This is a genomic window from Chromobacterium sp. Ag138, assembly GCF_055181315.1.
In genome coordinates this window covers 2,461,287-2,478,644 of the sequence record NZ_JBUPWA010000001.1, presented here as the reverse complement: position 1 = coordinate 2,478,644, position 17,358 = coordinate 2,461,287, and the positions used below count along the sequence as shown (strand labels likewise).

Here is a 17,358-nt window from a genome sequence, read left to right as displayed (position 1 = left end):
TGCGAAAATCAGCTGCGGGCGACCAGCACCACGCCGACGATGATGACGGCGATGCCGACGAGCTTCTGCGCGGCCAGCGCCTCGCCGAACATCCAGTAAGCCAGCAGCGCGTTGACCACGTAGCCGATGGACAGCATCGGGTAGGCGACGCTGACCTCGACCCGCGACAGCGCCATGATCCACACCACCACGCTGATCGCGTAGCAGGACAGGCCGCCGATGATGGGCAGGTTGGTGGCCAGCGACCAGGCCGTCGGCCAGGCGTTGGCCAACGAGAAGTCGAAGTGGCCGATCTGGCGCACGCCGGCTTTCAAACACAGCTGCGCGGCGGCGTTAAGCAGCACGCCGAACAGTATCAATCCGAATTCAATCAGTTTCATTCATTCCTATCCAAAGCTTGCTTCCCGGTCTCTGCCAGGGAGGGGTTACGGTTTCGCCACCACCATCCGCCGCGGGTCCTGGTAGATCACCTTCATCGGCAGGCCCTGCTTTTGCAATTCCCGGTAAGTATCGTCGCCCAGCATCGCCGCTGCCTTGGGCGCGGCGCGCCAGCGTTCGGCGAATTGTTCTAGGCGCGGCATCCAGCGCTGGGGCTCCTGCCCCTCGCCGAACTCGAACTCGTCGACGAAATCCACCAGCGTCACCGGCCGGCCGACATAGTAGGGGAAGGTCTGATCGTAGTAGCGGACCGAGTAGATTTCGCTGTCCGGCGTCAGGTAAGGCTGGATCTGCGCGACGATGTCCTTGCTGCCCTTCAGGCGGCCGTAGCTGTCGTGGCCGCTGGCGGCCAGCGTCACCGCGATCAGGCTGCCGAAGGACAGCGCGGCGACGGCGGCCAGCATCCGTTCCTTCCCCAGCGCGCGCCAGGAGAACACGGCCGCGGTCAGGAACGCGGCGGCGCCGGCGGCGATGAAATGGGCGAAGGGCCGGATCACCTCCGGCGGCGAGTCGACGCTGGCGAAGCGGCCGGCGAACGGCCAGGCGGCCAGCAGCGCCAGCCACAGCAGCGCGGGCAGCAGAATGTGTTTCTTCAGTTGGCCCGGCGCCATTTTGCCCAGGCTGTGCGCCAGCATCAGCGCCAGCGCCGGGAACATCGGCAGGATGTAGGACGGCAGCTTGGAGCTGGACTTGCTGAAGAAGGCGAAGATGAACACGCACCAGATCAGCAGCAGGCGGCCGACGCGCAGGCCGGCGGCGCGATCGGCCCAGGCATCCTTGACCACGCGTGGCAGCAGCGTGGTCCACGGCAGCAGGCCCAGGATCAGATAGGGCACGAAGTACCACGGCGCGCCGGTGCGCTTGTGCTCGGTAGTGAGGAAGCGCTCGAAGTGCTCGCGGATGAAGAAGAAGTGGGCGAAGTCCGGATTGCGTTCTGAAACCAGCGCGAACCACGGCGCGGTGAGCGCGAAGAACAGCGTGAGGCCGCTGAGCCAGTGCATCCGTTTCCAGAACGACCATTGCCAGTTGACCAGGCTGTACAGCACCAGCGTGGCGCCGGGGATCAGCAGGCCGATCAGGCCCTTGCTCAGCGTGGCGCCGGCCATCGCCGCCCAGGTCAACCACATCGCCCAGCGGGTTTCCTCGCGGCCGGCCTCTTCGCGTTGCGCCAGCAGGAAGCCGCACAGCGCCACGGTCAGGAAGAAGCTGACGCCCATGTCCAGCGACAGGAAATGGCTGTTGGCGACGATCCAGGCCATGCCGCCGGCGGCCAGCGCCGCGAGGCGCCCGGCGTCGATGCCCCACAGCCGCCGCGCGGTCAGCGACACAGCGGCCACGCTGAGGAAGCCGGTCAGTCCCGGCCAGAAGCGGGCGGCGAATTCATTGACGCCGAAGGCGGCGAAGCTCAGCGCGCCCATCCAGTATTGCAGGATGGGCTTTTCGAAATAGAGCAGGCCGTTGAGGCGGGGCGTGACCCAGTCGTCGCTGTGCAGCATGAACAGCGAGATCGTCGCGTAGCGGCCCTCGTCGGCATGGATCAGGCCGCGGTAGCCCAGGCTGCCGAACCAGATCAGCGCGAACAGCAGCCATAGCGCGATCTCCTGCGCGCGCGGCACGACGGTGGCCTTGGTGGTGTGCATCGGTATCCCGGAATCGTCGATCGAAATCGGTCAAAAAAGCGAACTGGCTAGGATAACCGATCCGCCAGCCGCTGTGCGTTGCCCGTTTGTAACCGGCGGCGGCTCATACCCAGTCGCGCGGCGGCAAAAAGTCGGTGTACAGCCGGGCTTCCGGGCTGCCCGGCTCCGGCTGGTAGCCGTATTCCCAGCGCACCAGCGGCGGCATCGACATCAGGATGGACTCGGTGCGGCCGCCCGACTGCAGGCCGAACAGCGTGCCGCGGTCCCAGACCAGGTTGAATTCGACGTAGCGGCCGCGGCGGTACAGCTGGAACTGGCGTTCGCGGTCGCCCCAGGCCTGCTCCTTGCGCCGCTCGACGATGGGCAGGTAGGCGTCCAGATAGCCGTCGCCGACCGCGCGGGTGAAGGCGAAGCTCTTGTCGAAGCCCCATTCGTTGAGGTCGTCGAAGAACAGGCCGCCGATGCCGCGCGCCTCGTTGCGGTGCTTCAGGTGGAAGTATTCGTCGCACCATTTCTTGTAGCGCGGGTAGACCTCGCCGCCGAACGGCGCGCACAGGTCGCGCGCCACCGTATGCCAGTGCACGGCGTCTTCTTGTTGCGGGTAATACGGGGTGAGGTCGAAGCCGCCGCCGAACCACCACACCGGGGCCTCGCCGTCCTTTTCCGCGATGAAGAAGCGCACGTTGGCGTGGCTGGTGGGCACGTGCGGATTGGACGGATGGATCACCAGCGACACGCCCATCGCCTCGAAGCGGCGGCCGGCCAGCTCGGGCCGGTGCGCGGTGGCGGAGGCCGGCAACGCGTCGCCGTGGACATGGGAAAAATTGACGCCGGCCTGCTCGAACACCTCGCCATCCTTCAGCACCCGGCTGCGCCCGCCGCCGCCGGCTTCGCGGCTCCAGGCGTCCTCGGCGAACTGGGCCCTGCCGTCGGCCAGCTCCAGCGCCGCGCAGATGCGGTCTTGCAGGTCCAGCAGGAAGGATTTGACGGCGTCGCTGTGCGGATGGCTCATGGTGGGATCTGTCTCGCAGGGAAATTGAGGCAGATTGTAGCAGAGGCGACCTCGCTGAGATGAGGCGGAGGGGCAATGAAAATTGCCCGCCGGGCGGCGGGCAATCGGCACGGCTTAGAACTGGTAGCTCAGGCCGGCTTTGAACAGATTGATGCCATTGGTTTTCAGGCCGGCGTTGCCAGCTGTCTGATAGCGGGCGGCGATGTATTCGTATTCGCCGCGCACGGACACGTTCTTGTTGAAGGCGTAGCTGGCGCCGAAGCCGATGCCGGCTTTGACGTTGCTTTTCTTTTCGGAAACCGACCCTTCGGAGTCCTGGAACTTGGCGTCGGCATGAACATTGTTCAGGCTGAGCTTGCCAAACACTTCCAGATTGTCCGCCACCGGCAGAATGCCGAGGACAGCCACGCGCTCGGCGCGCAGAGCCATCGACGCAGTGGTTTTGTCGCCGTTGCCGGAGATATCGCCTTGCATCTTGCCGAAATCGGCGTAGGACAGTTCAGTCGCCAGATAGGGGTTGATGCGGTAGCCGGCGCCGATTTCCCAACTGGCGCCGCCAGTTTTGTTGTTCTGCAACTGCATGCCTCTGGTATTGCCGAATGTTTTCATTTCGCTGGCGTTGTATCCCAGGTTGCCGAACACATAGGCGCCGTTGTCGGCGGCGTGGGCGGTCAGGGCGGACAGGCTCAATACGGATGCGATAACGATGTGTTTCATATAAATCATTAAGTTTTATTAATAGAGTAAACATTCTCCAACAAGCGCGCGGCGGATTTGTCTGGCTTGTGATGAAGGTGAGAGCAGGTTCTGTAACGAAATGTAAAACAGGACTTACATGAACGATTTGTCATGAAGAGGTTGGCCGGGACTTGTTTCTAGGGTCCGGGCGCAAACAAAACCGCCCGCGGGCGGCGGGCGGTTTGATTGACGGGGAGGGGAGGCCTCAGGCCGCCGCGAACGCGGTCCAGCCGCAGGCCTGCTCGACCGGTTGCGTCGGCTTGGGCTGGCTGTTGAAGAACTTCAGGCTGCGCTGCAGCACTTCGGCGCGCTCGTTGTCCACCATCACCATGTGATAGCTGTTGGACAGCGGCATGAAGTCCACCGGACCGCCCAGGTATTGCATCAGGTGGTGGGCGGAGCGCGGGCTGGTGATGTCGTCCTCGTCGGCGTGGACGATCAGCGTCGGACAGGTGATCTCGGCCAGGCGCGGCAGCAACTGGCGGCGCAGGCGGTCCACTTCGCGGATGCACATCAGCGGGATGTAGGCGTAGTGGAAGCGATCGCCGCGCTCGAAGCGCTGCTGGATCGCCTTGCGGATGCGGGCGTTCTTGATGCCGAACGGCGACACCTCCGGCACGCGCATTTTCTTGGCCAGCCCAGGGATGTGATACACCGCGTGGCGCAGCCAGGTCAGCTTGGGCAGGCTCCAGCCGTCCAGAAACACCGGCGGCGCGTACAGCGCCAGCTTGTCCTGATGCTTCTCGCGGCGGGCCACTTCCAGCGCCACCAGGCCGCCCAGGCAGACCCCGGCCAGATGCACCACCTTGTGCTTGGCCTTCAGCGCGCGGTATTCGGCGCGAATGCTTTCCACCCAATCCTCCCAGCCTACGCCGAGCAGGTCTTCCGGCGAGCCGCCGTGACCGGGCAGCACCGGGGAGTGGGTAACGATGTCGGCGTCTTCCAGGGTGCGGCCCAGCGCGCCCAGATCATAGGCCGTGCCGCCGAGTCCATGCACCAGCAACGCCGCCGGTCGTGAGGAAACCATTCTGAATATTCCTGATTTTCGATAATCTGAATTATCCGAAATCAGGCGCAAGCGGTCTGTGGGCTTCCTGTCGATGCTTTGTGACAATGAGTGACTTATTGCCCGCAAGGTGCCGGCTGCGCAATGATCATGCGAAAACGCGCGCCGCCCAGCTCGCTGGAGCCGGCGCTGGCGTGGCCGTGGTGGTGTTCGGCGATCAAGCGCACGAAGGACAGGCCCAGGCCGTGGCCGCCGGTGGCGCGGTCGCGGCTGCGGTCCAGCCGCAGGAAGGGCTCGAACACCTTGTCGCGGTCCTCCTCCGGGATGCCGCAACCGTCGTCGTCCACTTCCATGATCAACTGCGAGCCCTGGTGATAGACCCGCATTCTCACTTGCGAGTGGGCGTACTTGAACGCGTTCAGCAGCAGGTTGCGGGTGGCGATGTACATCAGCTTGCGGTCGAAGGCGCCGTCTTCGCGCGGACATTCCAGCGACAGCGACAAATGCGGCGGCTTCAGCGGCGTGACCAGGTCGATCAGGTCGTCGAACCAGTCGAACAGGTCCACGGTTTCCAGATGCAGCGGCACCTCGCTGCGGCGCAGCTTGGCGAATTCCATGCTGGTGCTGATCAGCTCTTCCAGCTCCAGCATGTCGCGCTCCATGCCGTCGCGGTAGCGCTTCCACTCGGTCGGGTCTTCTTCCTCTTCCAGCATGGTCAGGCCGAAGCGCAGCCGGGCGATGGGCGTGCGGATTTCATGGGCGATGGCGTGCGACAGCGCCTGGCGGGTTTCCAGCTGGCGCTCCAGCCGCGAGGCCATGCTGTTGAAGGCCAGCGGCAGCGGCGCGAACAGCCGGCTTTTGGCGGAGCGGGCGCGGGCGCTGAAATCGCCCTCGGCGAATACTTCTGCGGTGCGCCGCACCTCAAGCAAGTCGGTCCACAGCGGGCGCAGTATGAAGTACAGCAGGGTGCCCAGCGTGGCGCCGGACAGCAACATCCAGATCAGCAGCACTTCGATGTCTTCGCTGATCCAGTTGCTGTCGCTGGACTGCATGTCCAGCGGACCCAGCGCCAGCAGCCTGGAGCGGAACGGCGCCGAGGCGTACAGGATTTGACTGTCTGCGTCGAGGTAGGACTGACCGTGGCCCAGCACCGCCAGCGCCTTGTCGTCCAGCTCGGCGGGCGGCTGGTCCAGCAGCCGGACCGGATAGCTGAAGCGGCTGGCGATGGCGGCCAGCTCAGCGTTCCAGCGCTGCGGCGGCAGGTCCCGCAGCCTGTCCTGGATCAGCGCCACCGTGCCGCGCATGAACAGGGTCTTGCCGGCCTGGTCGCTTTTCTCGTACAGCTTGGTCACCAGGAAGCCGAAGCCGATGATGATCAACAGCTGTATCAGCATGGTGATCAGGAAGTAGCGGGCGAACAGCGTGCCCAGCGATGGGCGCAGCCAGCCGCGCAGGTTCTTGGACGGCATAGCCTATTCCCAGTCGCTGCGCGAGAACAAATAGCCCTTGCCGCGCACGGTCTTGATCCGCGCCGGCGCGTCCGGATTGTCGCCCAGCTTGCGGCGCAGCCGCGAGATGCGGGCGTCGATCGAGCGGTCCAGGCCGTCGAAGCCTATGCCGCGCAGCTCGCTCATGATGTCGTCGCGCGACAGCACCTGGCCGGCGTGGGTGGCCAGCAGCCACAACAGGTCGAACTCGGCGGTGGTCAGCTCGATCTGCTCGTCGCCCAGCAGCGCTTCGCGGGTGGCCTGGCTGATGCTGAACTGGCCGAAGGTGATGCCGTCGTTTTCGATGGCGACGCCGCCATTCTCCTGGCGGGCGCCGCCGCTGCGGCGCAGCAGCGCGCGGATGCGGGCCAGCAGCCGGCGCGGCTCCACTGGTTTGGCCAGATAGTCGTCGGCGCCCAGCTCCAGGCCCAGAATCTCGTCCACGTCCTCGTCGCGCGCGGTCATCATCAGGATGCGGCCGCCGTAGTGGGGGCGGACATCGCGGCAGACGTCGAAGCCTTCCTTGCCCGGCAGCATCACGTCCAGCACCACCAGGTCAGGACGGCTTTCCAGTATGAAGGCGGGCGCGGTGTCGCCGCGTCCGTGCAGGCTGACCTGATAGCCGTGCTTGGTCAGGTAGGCGGCGATCAGTTCGGCCAGTCTGGCGTCGTCTTCGACGATCAGAATGTGTTGTGGCATTGCGAGGTATCCCGATTTCCCAGCAAAAATAGTAACACGGGCCGTTCGGGCTGGCAGGCTTGTGTTTCGGCTGCTATGCCGACAGAATCAATGCAGCAGTACCCAAGCCGGATCGCGGCGGACAGATGGGCTGCCGCCGCAAGCGCCGGGAGAAAATAGAGAGAACAGGGACTTCCTTATGCAACAGGTCAAACAGTGCGTGGTCTGGCTGCTGGTGGCGCTGGCGGGGGCGACGGCCTTCGCCATGGTGGCGCTCAACCGCGGCGAGACGATCAACGCGGTGTGGCTGGTGGTGGCCGCCTTGTCGGTCTACGCGATCGCCTACCGCTTCTACGGCCGCTTCATCGCCGACAAGGTGCTGGAGCTCGACGCGCGCCGGCTGACGCCGGCCGAGAAATTCAACGACGGGCTCGATTACGTGCCCACCAACAAGTGGGTGGTGTTCGGCCACCACTTCGCCGCCATCGCCGGCGCCGGCCCATTGGTGGGCCCAGTGCTGGCCGCGCAGATGGGTTATCTGCCGGGCACCTTGTGGATACTGGTCGGGGTGATGCTGGCCGGGGCGGTGCAGGACTTCCTGACCCTGTTCCTGTCGATGCGGCGCGACGGCAAGTCGCTGGGCGAGATGATACGGCAGGAGATGGGCGACATCGCCGGCGTGATCGCCTCCATCGGCGTGCTGATGATCATGGTGATCCTGCTGGCGGTGCTGGCGCTGGTGGTGGTCAAGGCGCTGGCGGACAGCCCGTGGGGCACCTTCACCATCGCCTGCACCATACCGATCGCGCTGTTCATGGGCGTCTATACCCGCTTCATCCGTCCGGGCAAGATCGGCGAGGTGTCGGTGCTGGGCTTCATCCTGTTGATGCTGGCCATTGTCTACGGCGGCGACGTCGCCAAGAGCGCGACGCTGGCGCCGCTGTTCACGCTGAAGGGCACCACGCTGGCCTGGACGCTGATCGGCTACGGTTTCATCGCCTCGGTGCTGCCGGTATGGCTGCTGCTGGCGCCGCGCGACTACCTGTCCACCTTCCTCAAGATCGGCACCATCGTCGGCCTGGCCATCGGCATCCTGGTGGTGGCGCCGCCGCTGCACATGCCGTCGGTCACCCGCTTCATCGACGGCAGCGGCCCGGTGTTCGCCGGCAACCTGTTCCCCTTCCTGTTCATCACCATCGCCTGCGGCGCGGTGTCCGGCTTCCACTCGCTGGTGGCTTCCGGCACCACGCCCAAGCTGATCGAGAACGAATCCCACGCCCGCATGATCGGCTACGGCGCGATGCTGGTGGAAAGCTTCGTCGCCATCATGGCGCTGATCGCAGCCTGCGTGCTGGACCCGGGCGTCTATTTCGCGATGAACAGTCCGGCGGCGCTGATCGGCAAGACCGCCGCGGACGCCGCCCAGGTGATCTCCGGCTGGGGCTTCGTCATCACGCCGGACGCGCTGACTCAGCTGGCGGCCGACGTCGGCGAGCACACCGTGCTGTCGCGCGCCGGCGGCGCGCCGACGCTGGCGGTGGGCATGGCCCACATCCTGTCCGGCGTGATCGGCGGCAAGACCATGATGGCGTTCTGGTACCACTTCGCCATCCTGTTCGAAGCCTTGTTCATCCTCACCACCGTCGATGCCGGCACCCGCGTGCTGCGCTTCATGATCCAGGACCTGCTGGGCGTGTTCATCAAGCCGATGGCGAACACCGAGTCGTGGGCGGCCAACTTCGTCGCCACCGGCCTGGCGGTCGCCGCCTGGGGCTATTTCCTGTATCAGGGCGTGGTGGACCCGCTGGGCGGCATCAACACGCTGTGGCCGCTGTTCGGCATCGCCAACCAGATGCTGGCCGGCATCGCGCTGACGCTGGCGACCGTGGTGCTGGTGAAGATGCAGAAGACGCGCTACGTGTGGGTGACCGCGCTGCCCACCGTCTGGCTGCTGCTGGCCACGCTGACCGCCGGTTGGCAAAAACTGTTCCATTCCAGCCCCAAGATCAGCTTCCTGGCCCACGCCGACAAGTTCTCCGCCGCCGCGGCCAAGGGCGAGGTGCTGGCGCCGGCCAAGAACATGGCGCAAATGCAGCAGATCATCTTCAATGATTATGTGGACGCCACGCTGACTGCGCTGTTCATGGCGGTGGTGCTGGCGATGCTGGTGTTCGGCATCCAGATGATCCGCAAGTCGCTGGCGGTGAAGTGGGTGACGGCCAAGGAAGTGCCGGCGGTATACCGGCAGGAGGGCGCCAATGGCTGAGTTATGGCGGGCGGCGGTGGCCACCCCCCGGCTGATGGTGGGGCAGCGCGACTATGATCTGTACGTCAGCCGCCGCCGCCGTTTCGATCCCGAGGCACAGGTGATGAGCCGCGAGGAATTTTTCCGCTACTGCCAGGAGCAGCGCTACGGCGGCAAGAGCGTGAAAAAGTGCCCATGTTGAGCCCTGGCGGCTCGGCATAGAAAACGCCCGGCTTAGCCGGGCGTTTCTTATTGGCGGTCGGATCAGGCCAGAGGCTTGATTGTGGTTGATAGCAGGAGCGCCCCTAAGAGCCGCTGACAAAATTTCGCAGAGAACTTGAGTTAAGGCGCGCCGACGCAAGCCGCACAGGTCTTACGACAAGGAGGCGCTACGCAGGATCGGGGGGGTGGGTAGCGGGTCTAAACAGGGACGCGGAGTGGGACCAGGATTGACTAGTTGTACCGCTTCCGATCATCACGGCGAAATGCCCCATCTTGGATATCGCATGCCTGCGACAGGCATGATGCCGGTGCCTTGTGAGGGGAAATATCAGGATTTTCTGGTGAATAAGCTATGCTTTATGCTTTTAATCATCTTAAGCGTATTCATTATGAATTTAATCAGCAGGCGCCATGACTGACTCTACATTTTCAACTCCGATTCTTACCCGCCTGTTGGAGGGCGGGGTGATTGAGCAGGCTGTTTACGAAGCCGCGCGGAATAAACTGCGCGAACAGGGAAACGAGCCGTTTACCAGTTTGGGCGAGGGTTTGCACTGGCTGGTTGAGCAGGAAGTGCTGAGTTTGAGCGAGTTGGGGGCAATCGAGGATAAGGCGGATGCGGATGAAGGATTCGCCTCCAACCAAGTGCGTCGTCAAGCGCTGAACGAGTGCGGCGAGGTTCTAGCGCAGCGCATAGCCTTGCGTCGTCAGCAGGAGACGGTTTCGTTGAGCGATTTGCTGCCTGGACCATGGTGGAGCTGGGCTCTGGGCGGCGTTGCCATCATCGGGGCGGCGTGTTGGTACTTCCTGACACCGGCTGCTGTGCCAAAGTGCGATGCATCCGAGGTGACAAAAACCATACGCGCCAGCCTGTTCACACAACAGATCCGCCAACAGGCGAGCCAGCTTGGCGCGCGCGCGTCTGAGCAACCTAATATGTTTTTGTCCTCGCTGGAGCAGATCAAGGAGGTCGGCTATATCCAGTCGGAACGTGCCCGCGCATGCGTGGCGATGTTGACTGTGGACAAAGCGCAAGTGCCCATCGCATACGAGGTGAAAGCGAAAGACGATGACTTCTATGTGACCGGCGAAAATGAGCGTCTGTTGCGCGCCCGATATGCGCAAGTGGATCGCGAAGGCCGCTTGCCCGAGCTGGGCAAACCCTTGGGCAGAGAGGGGGTGAGGCTGGCGTTTCAGCAGGGTGCGGAAGAATATGGAAAGCAGGGTGGTCCGATCGCTGCCATTCTGGCCCAAATGCAGAATGGGAATCGCAAGCCGGCATCTCCCTTGGGCGATGTGCTGCCAATGAATGATTGTGCGCAAGTCGAGGGAGGCGTCTGGCGTTGCAAGTTGATGGCGGAATACCGCGATCCATTGATGGCGGCTTTGGGTAAGAGCGGAGGGGTGGTGTTAGAGGGCGAGTTTGGTTTTGTCCGGGAAGGGAAGAGCTGGCGTTCCGCGGACAACTTTAACGAACAATTCGCCAAGGTACTGGTGCAAAGCCGCCTAGCCAGTATCAAGGGACAGCAACCGGATTAAGCGGAGAAGGCATTCCAAATGCTGTTTTAGAAAGGAAAAACCAAGCCCAGACTAATGTCTGGGCTTGGTCATCGGCAGGGCATCAATGCAGCAGCGCCGCGACGCCGGCGTTGATCAGGCCGCCGCCGACGATCAGCCAGCCGAACAACGCGCTGGCCAACAGCAGCGGCTTGGCGCCGGCCTGGCGGATGGCCGAGATATGGGTGGTCAGGCCCAGCGCGCCCATCGCGGCCGCCAGCAGCAGGTTGTCCAGCGAGATGATCTGTTGCAGCAGCGCGCGCGGCAGCAGGTCGAAGGAGTTGAAGCCGGCCACTACGAGGAAGGCGACGGCGAACCAAGGGATGGAGATCGGCTGCTTCTGCGTTTTGCCGCCGCTGTGCTTGGCCGCCAGCCAGGCGGACAGGCCGATCAGGAACGGCGCCAGCATCATCACGCGGATCATCTTGGTGATCACCGCGGTGTTCATCGCCGCGTCGCTGACCGATTTGCCGGCGGCCACCGCCTGCGCCACTTCGTGGATGGTGGAGCCGGCGAACAGGCCGTAGCTGAATTCGGAGATGCCCAGATGGCGCACCGCGTCGTACATCAGCGGCCACAGGAACATCGCGGCGGTGCCGAACACCACCACGGTGGCCACCGCGACGGCCACTTTCTCCGCGTGGGCCTTGATCACCGGCTCGGTGGCCAGCACCGCGGCCGCGCCGCAGATCGAGCTGCCGGCGCCGATCAGGATCACGCTCTGCTCATCCAGGCCCAGTTTCTTGCGGCCCAGCCAGAAGGCCAGCAGGAAGGTGGAGGTCAGCACCAGCGCGTCGATCAGCACGCCGGAGAAGCCGACGGCGGCGATGTCCTGGAAAGTCAGCTTGAAGCCGAACAGGATGATGCCGGCGCGCAGCAGCTTCTGCTTGGAGAAGGTGACGCCGTGGTGGCTGGGCTCGGCGACGAAACGGTAGATAGTGTTGCCGACGATCATGCCGCCGACGATGGCGAGGGTGAGGGCGGACAGGCCCAGGCTTTTCATCGCCGGCAACTCCGCGGCCCAGATGGCCGCGGCGGCCAGGCCCAGCGACAACGCCAGGCCGGGAATCAGATTGCGATAATTGGTCATATGCTAATGCCTCTTTGGTATATGTCCAAGATACGCTACTGTTGATAAGTAAAAAAACGGATAAAATTAATAGATATCATTAATAAAACTGCTTAGGAGTCGGCATGAGCCTGCGCATCAGCCTGCGGGAGCTGGAGGTGTTCGTGGCGGTGGCGGAGCTGGACACGGTGACGCGCGCAGCGGAGCGGGTGGCGCTGACGCAGTCGGCCGCCAGCCAGGCGCTGGACAAGCTGGAGCAGGGGCTGGGCGCCAAGCTGTTCGACCGCGTCGGGCGGCGGCTGCTGATCAACGAGCACGGCCGCCTGCTGTTGCCGCGCGCCCGCGCCTTGCTGGATGCCGCCGGCGACGTTCAGGGCCTGTTCGACGGCGGCGGACTGGCCTTGCGCATCGGCGCCAGCACCACCATCGCCAATTACCTGCTGCCGCCGCTGCTGGCCGCTTTCCGCCGGGATTGGCCGCAGGCGCGGCTGGAGCTGGAGGTGGCCAATACCCGCGACATCGTCGAGGCGGTGGCGGCGTTCCGCGTCGATTTCGGCCTGATCGAGGGGCCGTGCCACCATCCGGAACTGCTGGCCAGCCCCTGGCGCCAGGACGAGTTGCTGGTGTTCGCCGCCGTGTCGCATCCGCTGGCCGGGCGCAAGGTGGCGGCGGCGGAGCTGGCCGAGGCGGAGTGGATATTGCGCGAGGCCGGCTCCGGCACCCGGGAGGAAGTGGAGCGAGTGCTGCTGCCGCACCTGATGCGGCTATCGATCAGCATGGAGCTGGGCCACTCGGAGGCGATCAAGCACGCGGTGGCGGCGGGGCTGGGCGTCAGCTGTCTGTCGCGGCACGTGGTGGCCGATCTGCTGGCCGTCGGCAGCGTGGCGGAGGTGGATGCCGACCTGCCCTTGCTGACCCGGACGCTGTACCGCGTTCAGCATCGCGACAAGGCGATCGGCCGCGGGATGGCGGCCTTCGACCGCCACCTGAAATGAAAACGGGCAAGACCTCATGGTCTTGCCCGTTCTCATCGGCGCCTGGGGCTGGATAGGCCAAGAAAGCCACGCGGCATAGAGGCTTCTCTTGGCCTGTCCTAGTGCGCGCCGCTGTCGCCGCCGGAGGCGGTGAATGGCGGCTTGGCGAACCAGACCAGCGCGATCAGCAGCACGAACAGGATGCCGGAAACCCAGAAGATCTCGTTGGCGGCCATGATGTAGCCCTGCTTGGTGATCTGCAGCTGGGTCAGCGCGTGCTGCTGGCTGGGGCCCAGGCCCATCTTGCCCATGGTGTCGAACCACGACACCGAGGCCGGATCGTACTGCGTCACGTGCTCGGTCAGCTTGGAGTGGTGCTGCGCCTCGCGGCGATCCCACATCGTCGTCGTGATCGAGGTGCCGATGCTGCCGGCCAGGATGCGCAGGAAGTTCGACAGGCTGGACGCGCTGGCGATCCGCGACGGGTGCAGGCCGGACAGCGTGATCGTCGTCAGCGGCATGAAGAAGCACGCCACGCCTATGCCCTGCACCACCTGCGGCCACACCACGTAGGAGAAGTCCATGTCGGTGTTGAAGGTGCTGCGCCAGAAGAAGCAGATGGCGTAGACGCTGAAGCTGACGGTGACGATCCAGCGCATGTCCCAGCGGTGCGCGTTCTTGCCGATGATGGGCGACAGCACCACCGGGATCAGGCCGATCGGGGCGGCGGCGAGGCCGGCCCAGGTGGCGGTGTAGCCCAGCTGGGTCTGCAGCATCAAGGGCAGCAGCACCACGGCGCCGAAGTACAGCATGAAGCCCAGGCTGATGGCGACGGTGCCGACGGTGAAGTTGCGCTGGCTGAACAGCGACAGGTCGACGATGGGGTGTTCCTCGCCCAGCTCCCAGATCACCAGATAGGTCAGCGCCAGGAAGGCGATCACCGCCAGGGTGACGACCTCGGCGGAGTTGAACCAGTCCAGCTCCTTGCCGCGGTCCAGCACCATCTGCAGCGAGCCGACGCCGATCACCAGCAAGGCCAGGCCGAGCTTGTCGATGGGCAGCTCGAAGGTATCGGTCTCGCGGCTCTTCAGGATGCGCCAGGAGATGAAGGCGGCCGCGAGGCCCACCGGCACGTTGATGAAGAAGATCCAGCCCCAGTGCCAGTTGTCGCTGATCACGCCGCCCAGGATGGGCCCGAATACCGGCGCGACGATCACCGTCATCGCCCATAGCGCCAGCGCCATGCTCTTCTTGGCCGGCGGGTAGCACGACAGCAGCAGGCTTTGCGACAGCGGAATCATCGGACCGGCCACCGCGCCCTGCAGCACGCGGAAGAAGATCAGCATTTCCAGGCTGCCCGACATGCCGCACAGCCAGGAGGTCAGCACGAACAGCAGCGTGGACGCGGTGAACAGCTTCACTTCGCCGAAGCGCTTGGCCAGCCAGCCGGTCAGCGGCACGGCGATGGCGTTGGCGACGCCGAACGAGGTGATCACCCAGGTGCCTTGGCTGGTGGCGGCGCCGAGGTTGCCCGAAATGGTGGGCAGCGCCACGTTGGCGATGGTGGTGTCCAGCACTTGCATGAACACCGACATCGACAACGCCAGCGTGATCCAGACCAGTTTCGAGCCGCTCAGTGGCGGATGGTTCATGGGTGGGCGTCCTTACTTGCCGGCGTTGGCGGCCAGGATTTCGGCGACCAGCTTGTCGGCCTGCTTCAGGTCGGGCAGGGTGCCGTTGTGTTCGCTGACCACGGTCGCCGGAGCGGCTTCGGCCAGCGATTTGCCGTCCTGGTTGCTGGTGTCCACCACCGCGTCGATCGACAGACCGACGCGCAGCGGGTGTTCCTGCAGATCCTTGGGGTCGAGCGCGATGCGAACCGGCACGCGCTGCACCACCTTGATCCAGTTACCGGTGGCGTTCTGCGCCGGCAGCAGCGAGAAGGCGCTGCCTGTGCCGGCAGACAGGCCCTGCACCTTGCCGTGGTAGACCACCTTGCCGCCGTACAGATCGGACTTCAGCTCCACCGGCTGGCCGATGCGGATCTTGGCCAGCTGGCCTTCCTTGAAGTTGGCGTCTACCCACAGGTGCTCCAGCGGCACCACAGCCATCAGCGGCGTGCCGGCGGCGACGCGCTGGCCGACCTGCACGTTGCGGCGGGCGACGGTGCCGTTGACCGGCGACTTGATCTCGGTGCGCTGCAGCGCGAGCCAGGCTTCCTTCAGGCGGCTGGCGGCGGCCTTCACCGCCGGCTGGTGCGCGAGCTCGTCCTTGCCCACCAGCGCCAGGCCGGCCTTGGCCTGTTCCTGCGCGGCGGCCAGCGCGGCCTGGGCGGCGGCGACGGCGTCGCTCGCGTGGCCCAGCTCCTCGGCGGACATCGCCTCGCTGCCGGCCAGCTGCTTGCGGCGCTTAAGGTCGGATTCGGCGCGGGACAGCTCGGCCTGGCGCAGCGCCACCTGGGCGTCCAGCTGCTGGCTGTTGGCCATCAACTGGCGGGTCTGGCGCACGGTCTGGGCGAATTCATTGCGGGCGCGCTCGAAGGCCAGCTGGGCGTCGCTGTTGTCGTAGCTGACCAGCACCTGGCCGGCCTTCACCGCCACGGTGTCGTCGACCAGTATCTTGGCGACGGTGCCGCCCACTTCCGGGGTGACTTGCACCAGGTGGCCGCCGACATAGGCGTCGTCGGTGTCTTCCTGGTGGCTCAGCACCAGCGACCAGTAGGCGCCGTAGCCGATGGCGATGGCGGCGAACAGGCTGGTGGCCACCAGCAGGTTGCGTTTGCGGCTCTTCGCGGTTTCCAGTTTCTGATCCATTTGATGAGTGTCCTTAGCGGGTGGCGGTCTGGTTGTCGAAACCGCCGCCCAATGCGGTGTTCAGGGTGGCCCAGGCCAGGCGGTTGGCGGCCTTGGCGTCGATGTTGGACGATTGCTGGCTCAGCAGCGCGTCCTGGGAGTCCAGCAGCGACAGTTTGTTGATCAGGCCGGCGCGCAGGCGGGCGGCCATCGCGTCATTGGCTTTGCGGCTGCTTTGCAGCGCGCGTTCGGTCTGCAGCAGCTGGCGCCGGCTGTTCTGCCAGCCGGACACCGCGTCGGCGGCGTCGCGCAGCGCGTCGAACACCGCCTGGTTGTACTGCTGCACCGCCATGTCGTAGCCGGCCTGCTGCTTGGACAGGTTGGACTGCAGCTGGCCGGAGTGGAAGATCGGCAGGCTGATGGCCGGCATGAAGCCCCACAGCGACGATTCGCTCTTCCACAGCTGGTCCATTTTCAGCGAGCTCTGGCCTGCGAATACGGTCAGCTTGACGTTGGGATAGAATTCGGCGCGCGCCTCCTTGACCGAGGCGGACATCGATTCGACGCGGGCGCGCTGGGCGGCGATGTCGGGACGGCGGCCCAGCAGATTGGCGTCCAGCTTGTCCAGCGCCGGCTCCGGCGCGGCGTCCAGCAGGCCTGGGCTCAGGCCATCCTGCTGCTGGGGCGCCTGGCCGGTCAGCGCGGCCAGCGCGTGGCGGCTGCGGGCGATGTCGTTGTCCAGCGCGCTTTGCTGTTGTTGCAGCCGTTCGATCGACACTTCGTTGCCGCGCTGGTTGTCGCCCGGCAGCAGGCCGGCGTTGATGCGGGCTTGGGTCAGCTTCTGGCGGCTCTGGGCGATGGCCAGGCGCTGGGACAGCAGCTTGGACTGGGCCAGGCCGCGCTGCAGCTGGGTGTACTGGGCGACCACGGCCTGGGTCAGCAGCAGGCGGGTCTGCTGGCCTTCGTAGGCGATCGCCTGCTGCTGGCCGAGCGCGGCGCTGACGGCGGCGTGGTTCTTGCCCCAGAAGTCGAATTCCCAGCTGCCCATCAGCGCCGCGGTGTAGGCGTTGATGTAGTCCTTGTCGTTGTGCGGGATGGCTTTGAGCGGGTCGGCGTGGATCTGCACGGCGTTGGCCAGCGCGTCCAGCTGCGGGCCGTCCTTGCTTTCCACGATGCCGACGGCGGCGCGCGCCTGGCGCAGGCGGGCGTCGGCCAGCTTCAGCGACGGCGAGTCTTTCAGCGTCGCTTCCACCAGGCGGTCGAGCTCGGGGTCGTTCAATTGGCGCCACCAGTCGGCGCGGATGTTCTGCTGGCCGGCGACGGCCAGCTTGAGCTGGTCGGCGCCCGCCATCTGGTCGGGGGCGGCGTCTGGGCCGAAGCTGGCGCAGCCGCTCAGCACGGCGCTGATCAGCAACACCCCGGCGGCTTGTGGCCAGGATTTTTTGTTCACCTTGTCGGTCTCCATCAATGATGCGTGTCGGCCTGGGATGATTAATCCAG

The 17,358-nt window shown here is 65.0% G+C and carries 15 protein-coding genes; 4 read left to right on the top strand and 11 right to left on the bottom strand.

Annotated elements, in window-relative coordinates:
* Window positions 1-8: 8 nt before the first annotated feature.
* The 7 genes from ACY3GB_RS11325 to ACY3GB_RS11295 all read right to left on the bottom strand — a co-directional run bounded on the left by ACY3GB_RS11325 (window position 9) and on the right by ACY3GB_RS11295 (window position 7,020).
* On the bottom strand, window positions 9-380 hold the full coding sequence (locus ACY3GB_RS11325) for an SMR family transporter (RefSeq protein ID WP_021476900.1): 372 nt from the start codon (window positions 378-380) through the stop codon (window positions 9-11).
* Window positions 381-425: 45 nt separating this feature from the next.
* Window positions 426-2,078 (bottom strand): phospholipid carrier-dependent glycosyltransferase, encoded by a 1,653-nt coding sequence (locus ACY3GB_RS11320; protein ID WP_463088830.1) that lies wholly within the window; start codon window positions 2,076-2,078, stop codon window positions 426-428.
* 103 nt (window positions 2,079-2,181) lie between these two features.
* Window positions 2,182-3,090, bottom strand: a complete 909-nt coding sequence (gene hemF, locus ACY3GB_RS11315) for an oxygen-dependent coproporphyrinogen oxidase (protein WP_463088829.1) — start codon at window positions 3,088-3,090, stop codon at window positions 2,182-2,184.
* Between the two features lie 114 nt (window positions 3,091-3,204).
* On the bottom strand, window positions 3,205-3,807 hold the full coding sequence (locus ACY3GB_RS11310) for an outer membrane beta-barrel protein (protein WP_463088828.1): 603 nt from the start codon (window positions 3,805-3,807) through the stop codon (window positions 3,205-3,207).
* Between the two features lie 226 nt (window positions 3,808-4,033).
* Complete coding sequence (locus ACY3GB_RS11305) at window positions 4,034-4,855, bottom strand: alpha/beta hydrolase (protein WP_463088827.1); 822 nt, start codon at window positions 4,853-4,855, stop codon at window positions 4,034-4,036.
* A gap of 95 nt (window positions 4,856-4,950) precedes the next feature.
* Window positions 4,951-6,303: an ATP-binding protein gene (locus ACY3GB_RS11300; RefSeq protein WP_463088826.1), complete on the bottom strand. Its 1,353-nt coding sequence runs from the start codon at window positions 6,301-6,303 to the stop codon at window positions 4,951-4,953.
* A 3-nt stretch (window positions 6,304-6,306) separates the two neighbouring features.
* The gene (locus ACY3GB_RS11295) at window positions 6,307-7,020 is read right to left on the bottom strand and encodes a winged helix-turn-helix domain-containing protein (protein WP_463088825.1); all 714 of its coding nucleotides are present in this window, start codon (window positions 7,018-7,020) and stop codon (window positions 6,307-6,309) included.
* Window positions 7,021-7,198: 178 nt separating this feature from the next.
* Here ACY3GB_RS11295 and ACY3GB_RS11290 point away from each other — a divergent pair, with 178 nt between their 5' ends.
* The 3 genes from ACY3GB_RS11290 (at window position 7,199) to ACY3GB_RS11280 (ending at window position 11,005) form a co-directional block, all read left to right on the top strand.
* Window positions 7,199-9,265: a carbon starvation CstA family protein gene (locus ACY3GB_RS11290; protein ID WP_463088824.1), complete on the top strand. Its 2,067-nt coding sequence runs from the start codon at window positions 7,199-7,201 to the stop codon at window positions 9,263-9,265.
* The gene (locus tag ACY3GB_RS11285) at window positions 9,258-9,446 is read left to right on the top strand and encodes a YbdD/YjiX family protein (RefSeq protein WP_463088823.1); all 189 of its coding nucleotides are present in this window, start codon (window positions 9,258-9,260) and stop codon (window positions 9,444-9,446) included. Before ACY3GB_RS11290 ends, ACY3GB_RS11285 begins: the two co-directional genes overlap by 8 nt.
* A gap of 431 nt (window positions 9,447-9,877) precedes the next feature.
* On the top strand, window positions 9,878-11,005 hold the full coding sequence (locus ACY3GB_RS11280) for a hypothetical protein (RefSeq protein WP_463088822.1): 1,128 nt from the start codon (window positions 9,878-9,880) through the stop codon (window positions 11,003-11,005).
* 82 nt (window positions 11,006-11,087) lie between these two features.
* Here ACY3GB_RS11280 and ACY3GB_RS11275 read toward each other — a convergent pair whose 3' ends face one another.
* Complete coding sequence (locus ACY3GB_RS11275) at window positions 11,088-12,113, bottom strand: YeiH family protein (RefSeq protein ID WP_463088821.1); 1,026 nt, start codon at window positions 12,111-12,113, stop codon at window positions 11,088-11,090.
* A 104-nt stretch (window positions 12,114-12,217) separates the two neighbouring features.
* Here ACY3GB_RS11275 and ACY3GB_RS11270 point away from each other — a divergent pair, with 104 nt between their 5' ends.
* A complete protein-coding gene (locus ACY3GB_RS11270) occupies window positions 12,218-13,087 on the top strand; it encodes a LysR family transcriptional regulator (protein WP_463088820.1) in 870 nt (289 codons plus the stop codon).
* Between the two features lie 98 nt (window positions 13,088-13,185).
* Here the strand turns inward: ACY3GB_RS11270 and ACY3GB_RS11265 are convergent, their stop codons facing one another.
* From ACY3GB_RS11265 to ACY3GB_RS11255, 3 genes are read right to left on the bottom strand one after another with little or no spacing between them, the layout of a single operon-like run.
* The gene (locus ACY3GB_RS11265) at window positions 13,186-14,718 is read right to left on the bottom strand and encodes a DHA2 family efflux MFS transporter permease subunit (RefSeq protein WP_463088819.1); all 1,533 of its coding nucleotides are present in this window, start codon (window positions 14,716-14,718) and stop codon (window positions 13,186-13,188) included.
* A 12-nt stretch (window positions 14,719-14,730) separates the two neighbouring features.
* On the bottom strand, window positions 14,731-15,879 hold the full coding sequence (locus ACY3GB_RS11260) for an EmrA/EmrK family multidrug efflux transporter periplasmic adaptor subunit (RefSeq protein ID WP_463088818.1): 1,149 nt from the start codon (window positions 15,877-15,879) through the stop codon (window positions 14,731-14,733).
* 13 nt (window positions 15,880-15,892) lie between these two features.
* The gene (locus ACY3GB_RS11255; RefSeq protein WP_463088817.1) at window positions 15,893-17,308 is read right to left on the bottom strand and encodes an efflux transporter outer membrane subunit; all 1,416 of its coding nucleotides are present in this window, start codon (window positions 17,306-17,308) and stop codon (window positions 15,893-15,895) included.
* Between the last annotated feature and the right edge of the window lie 50 nt (window positions 17,309-17,358).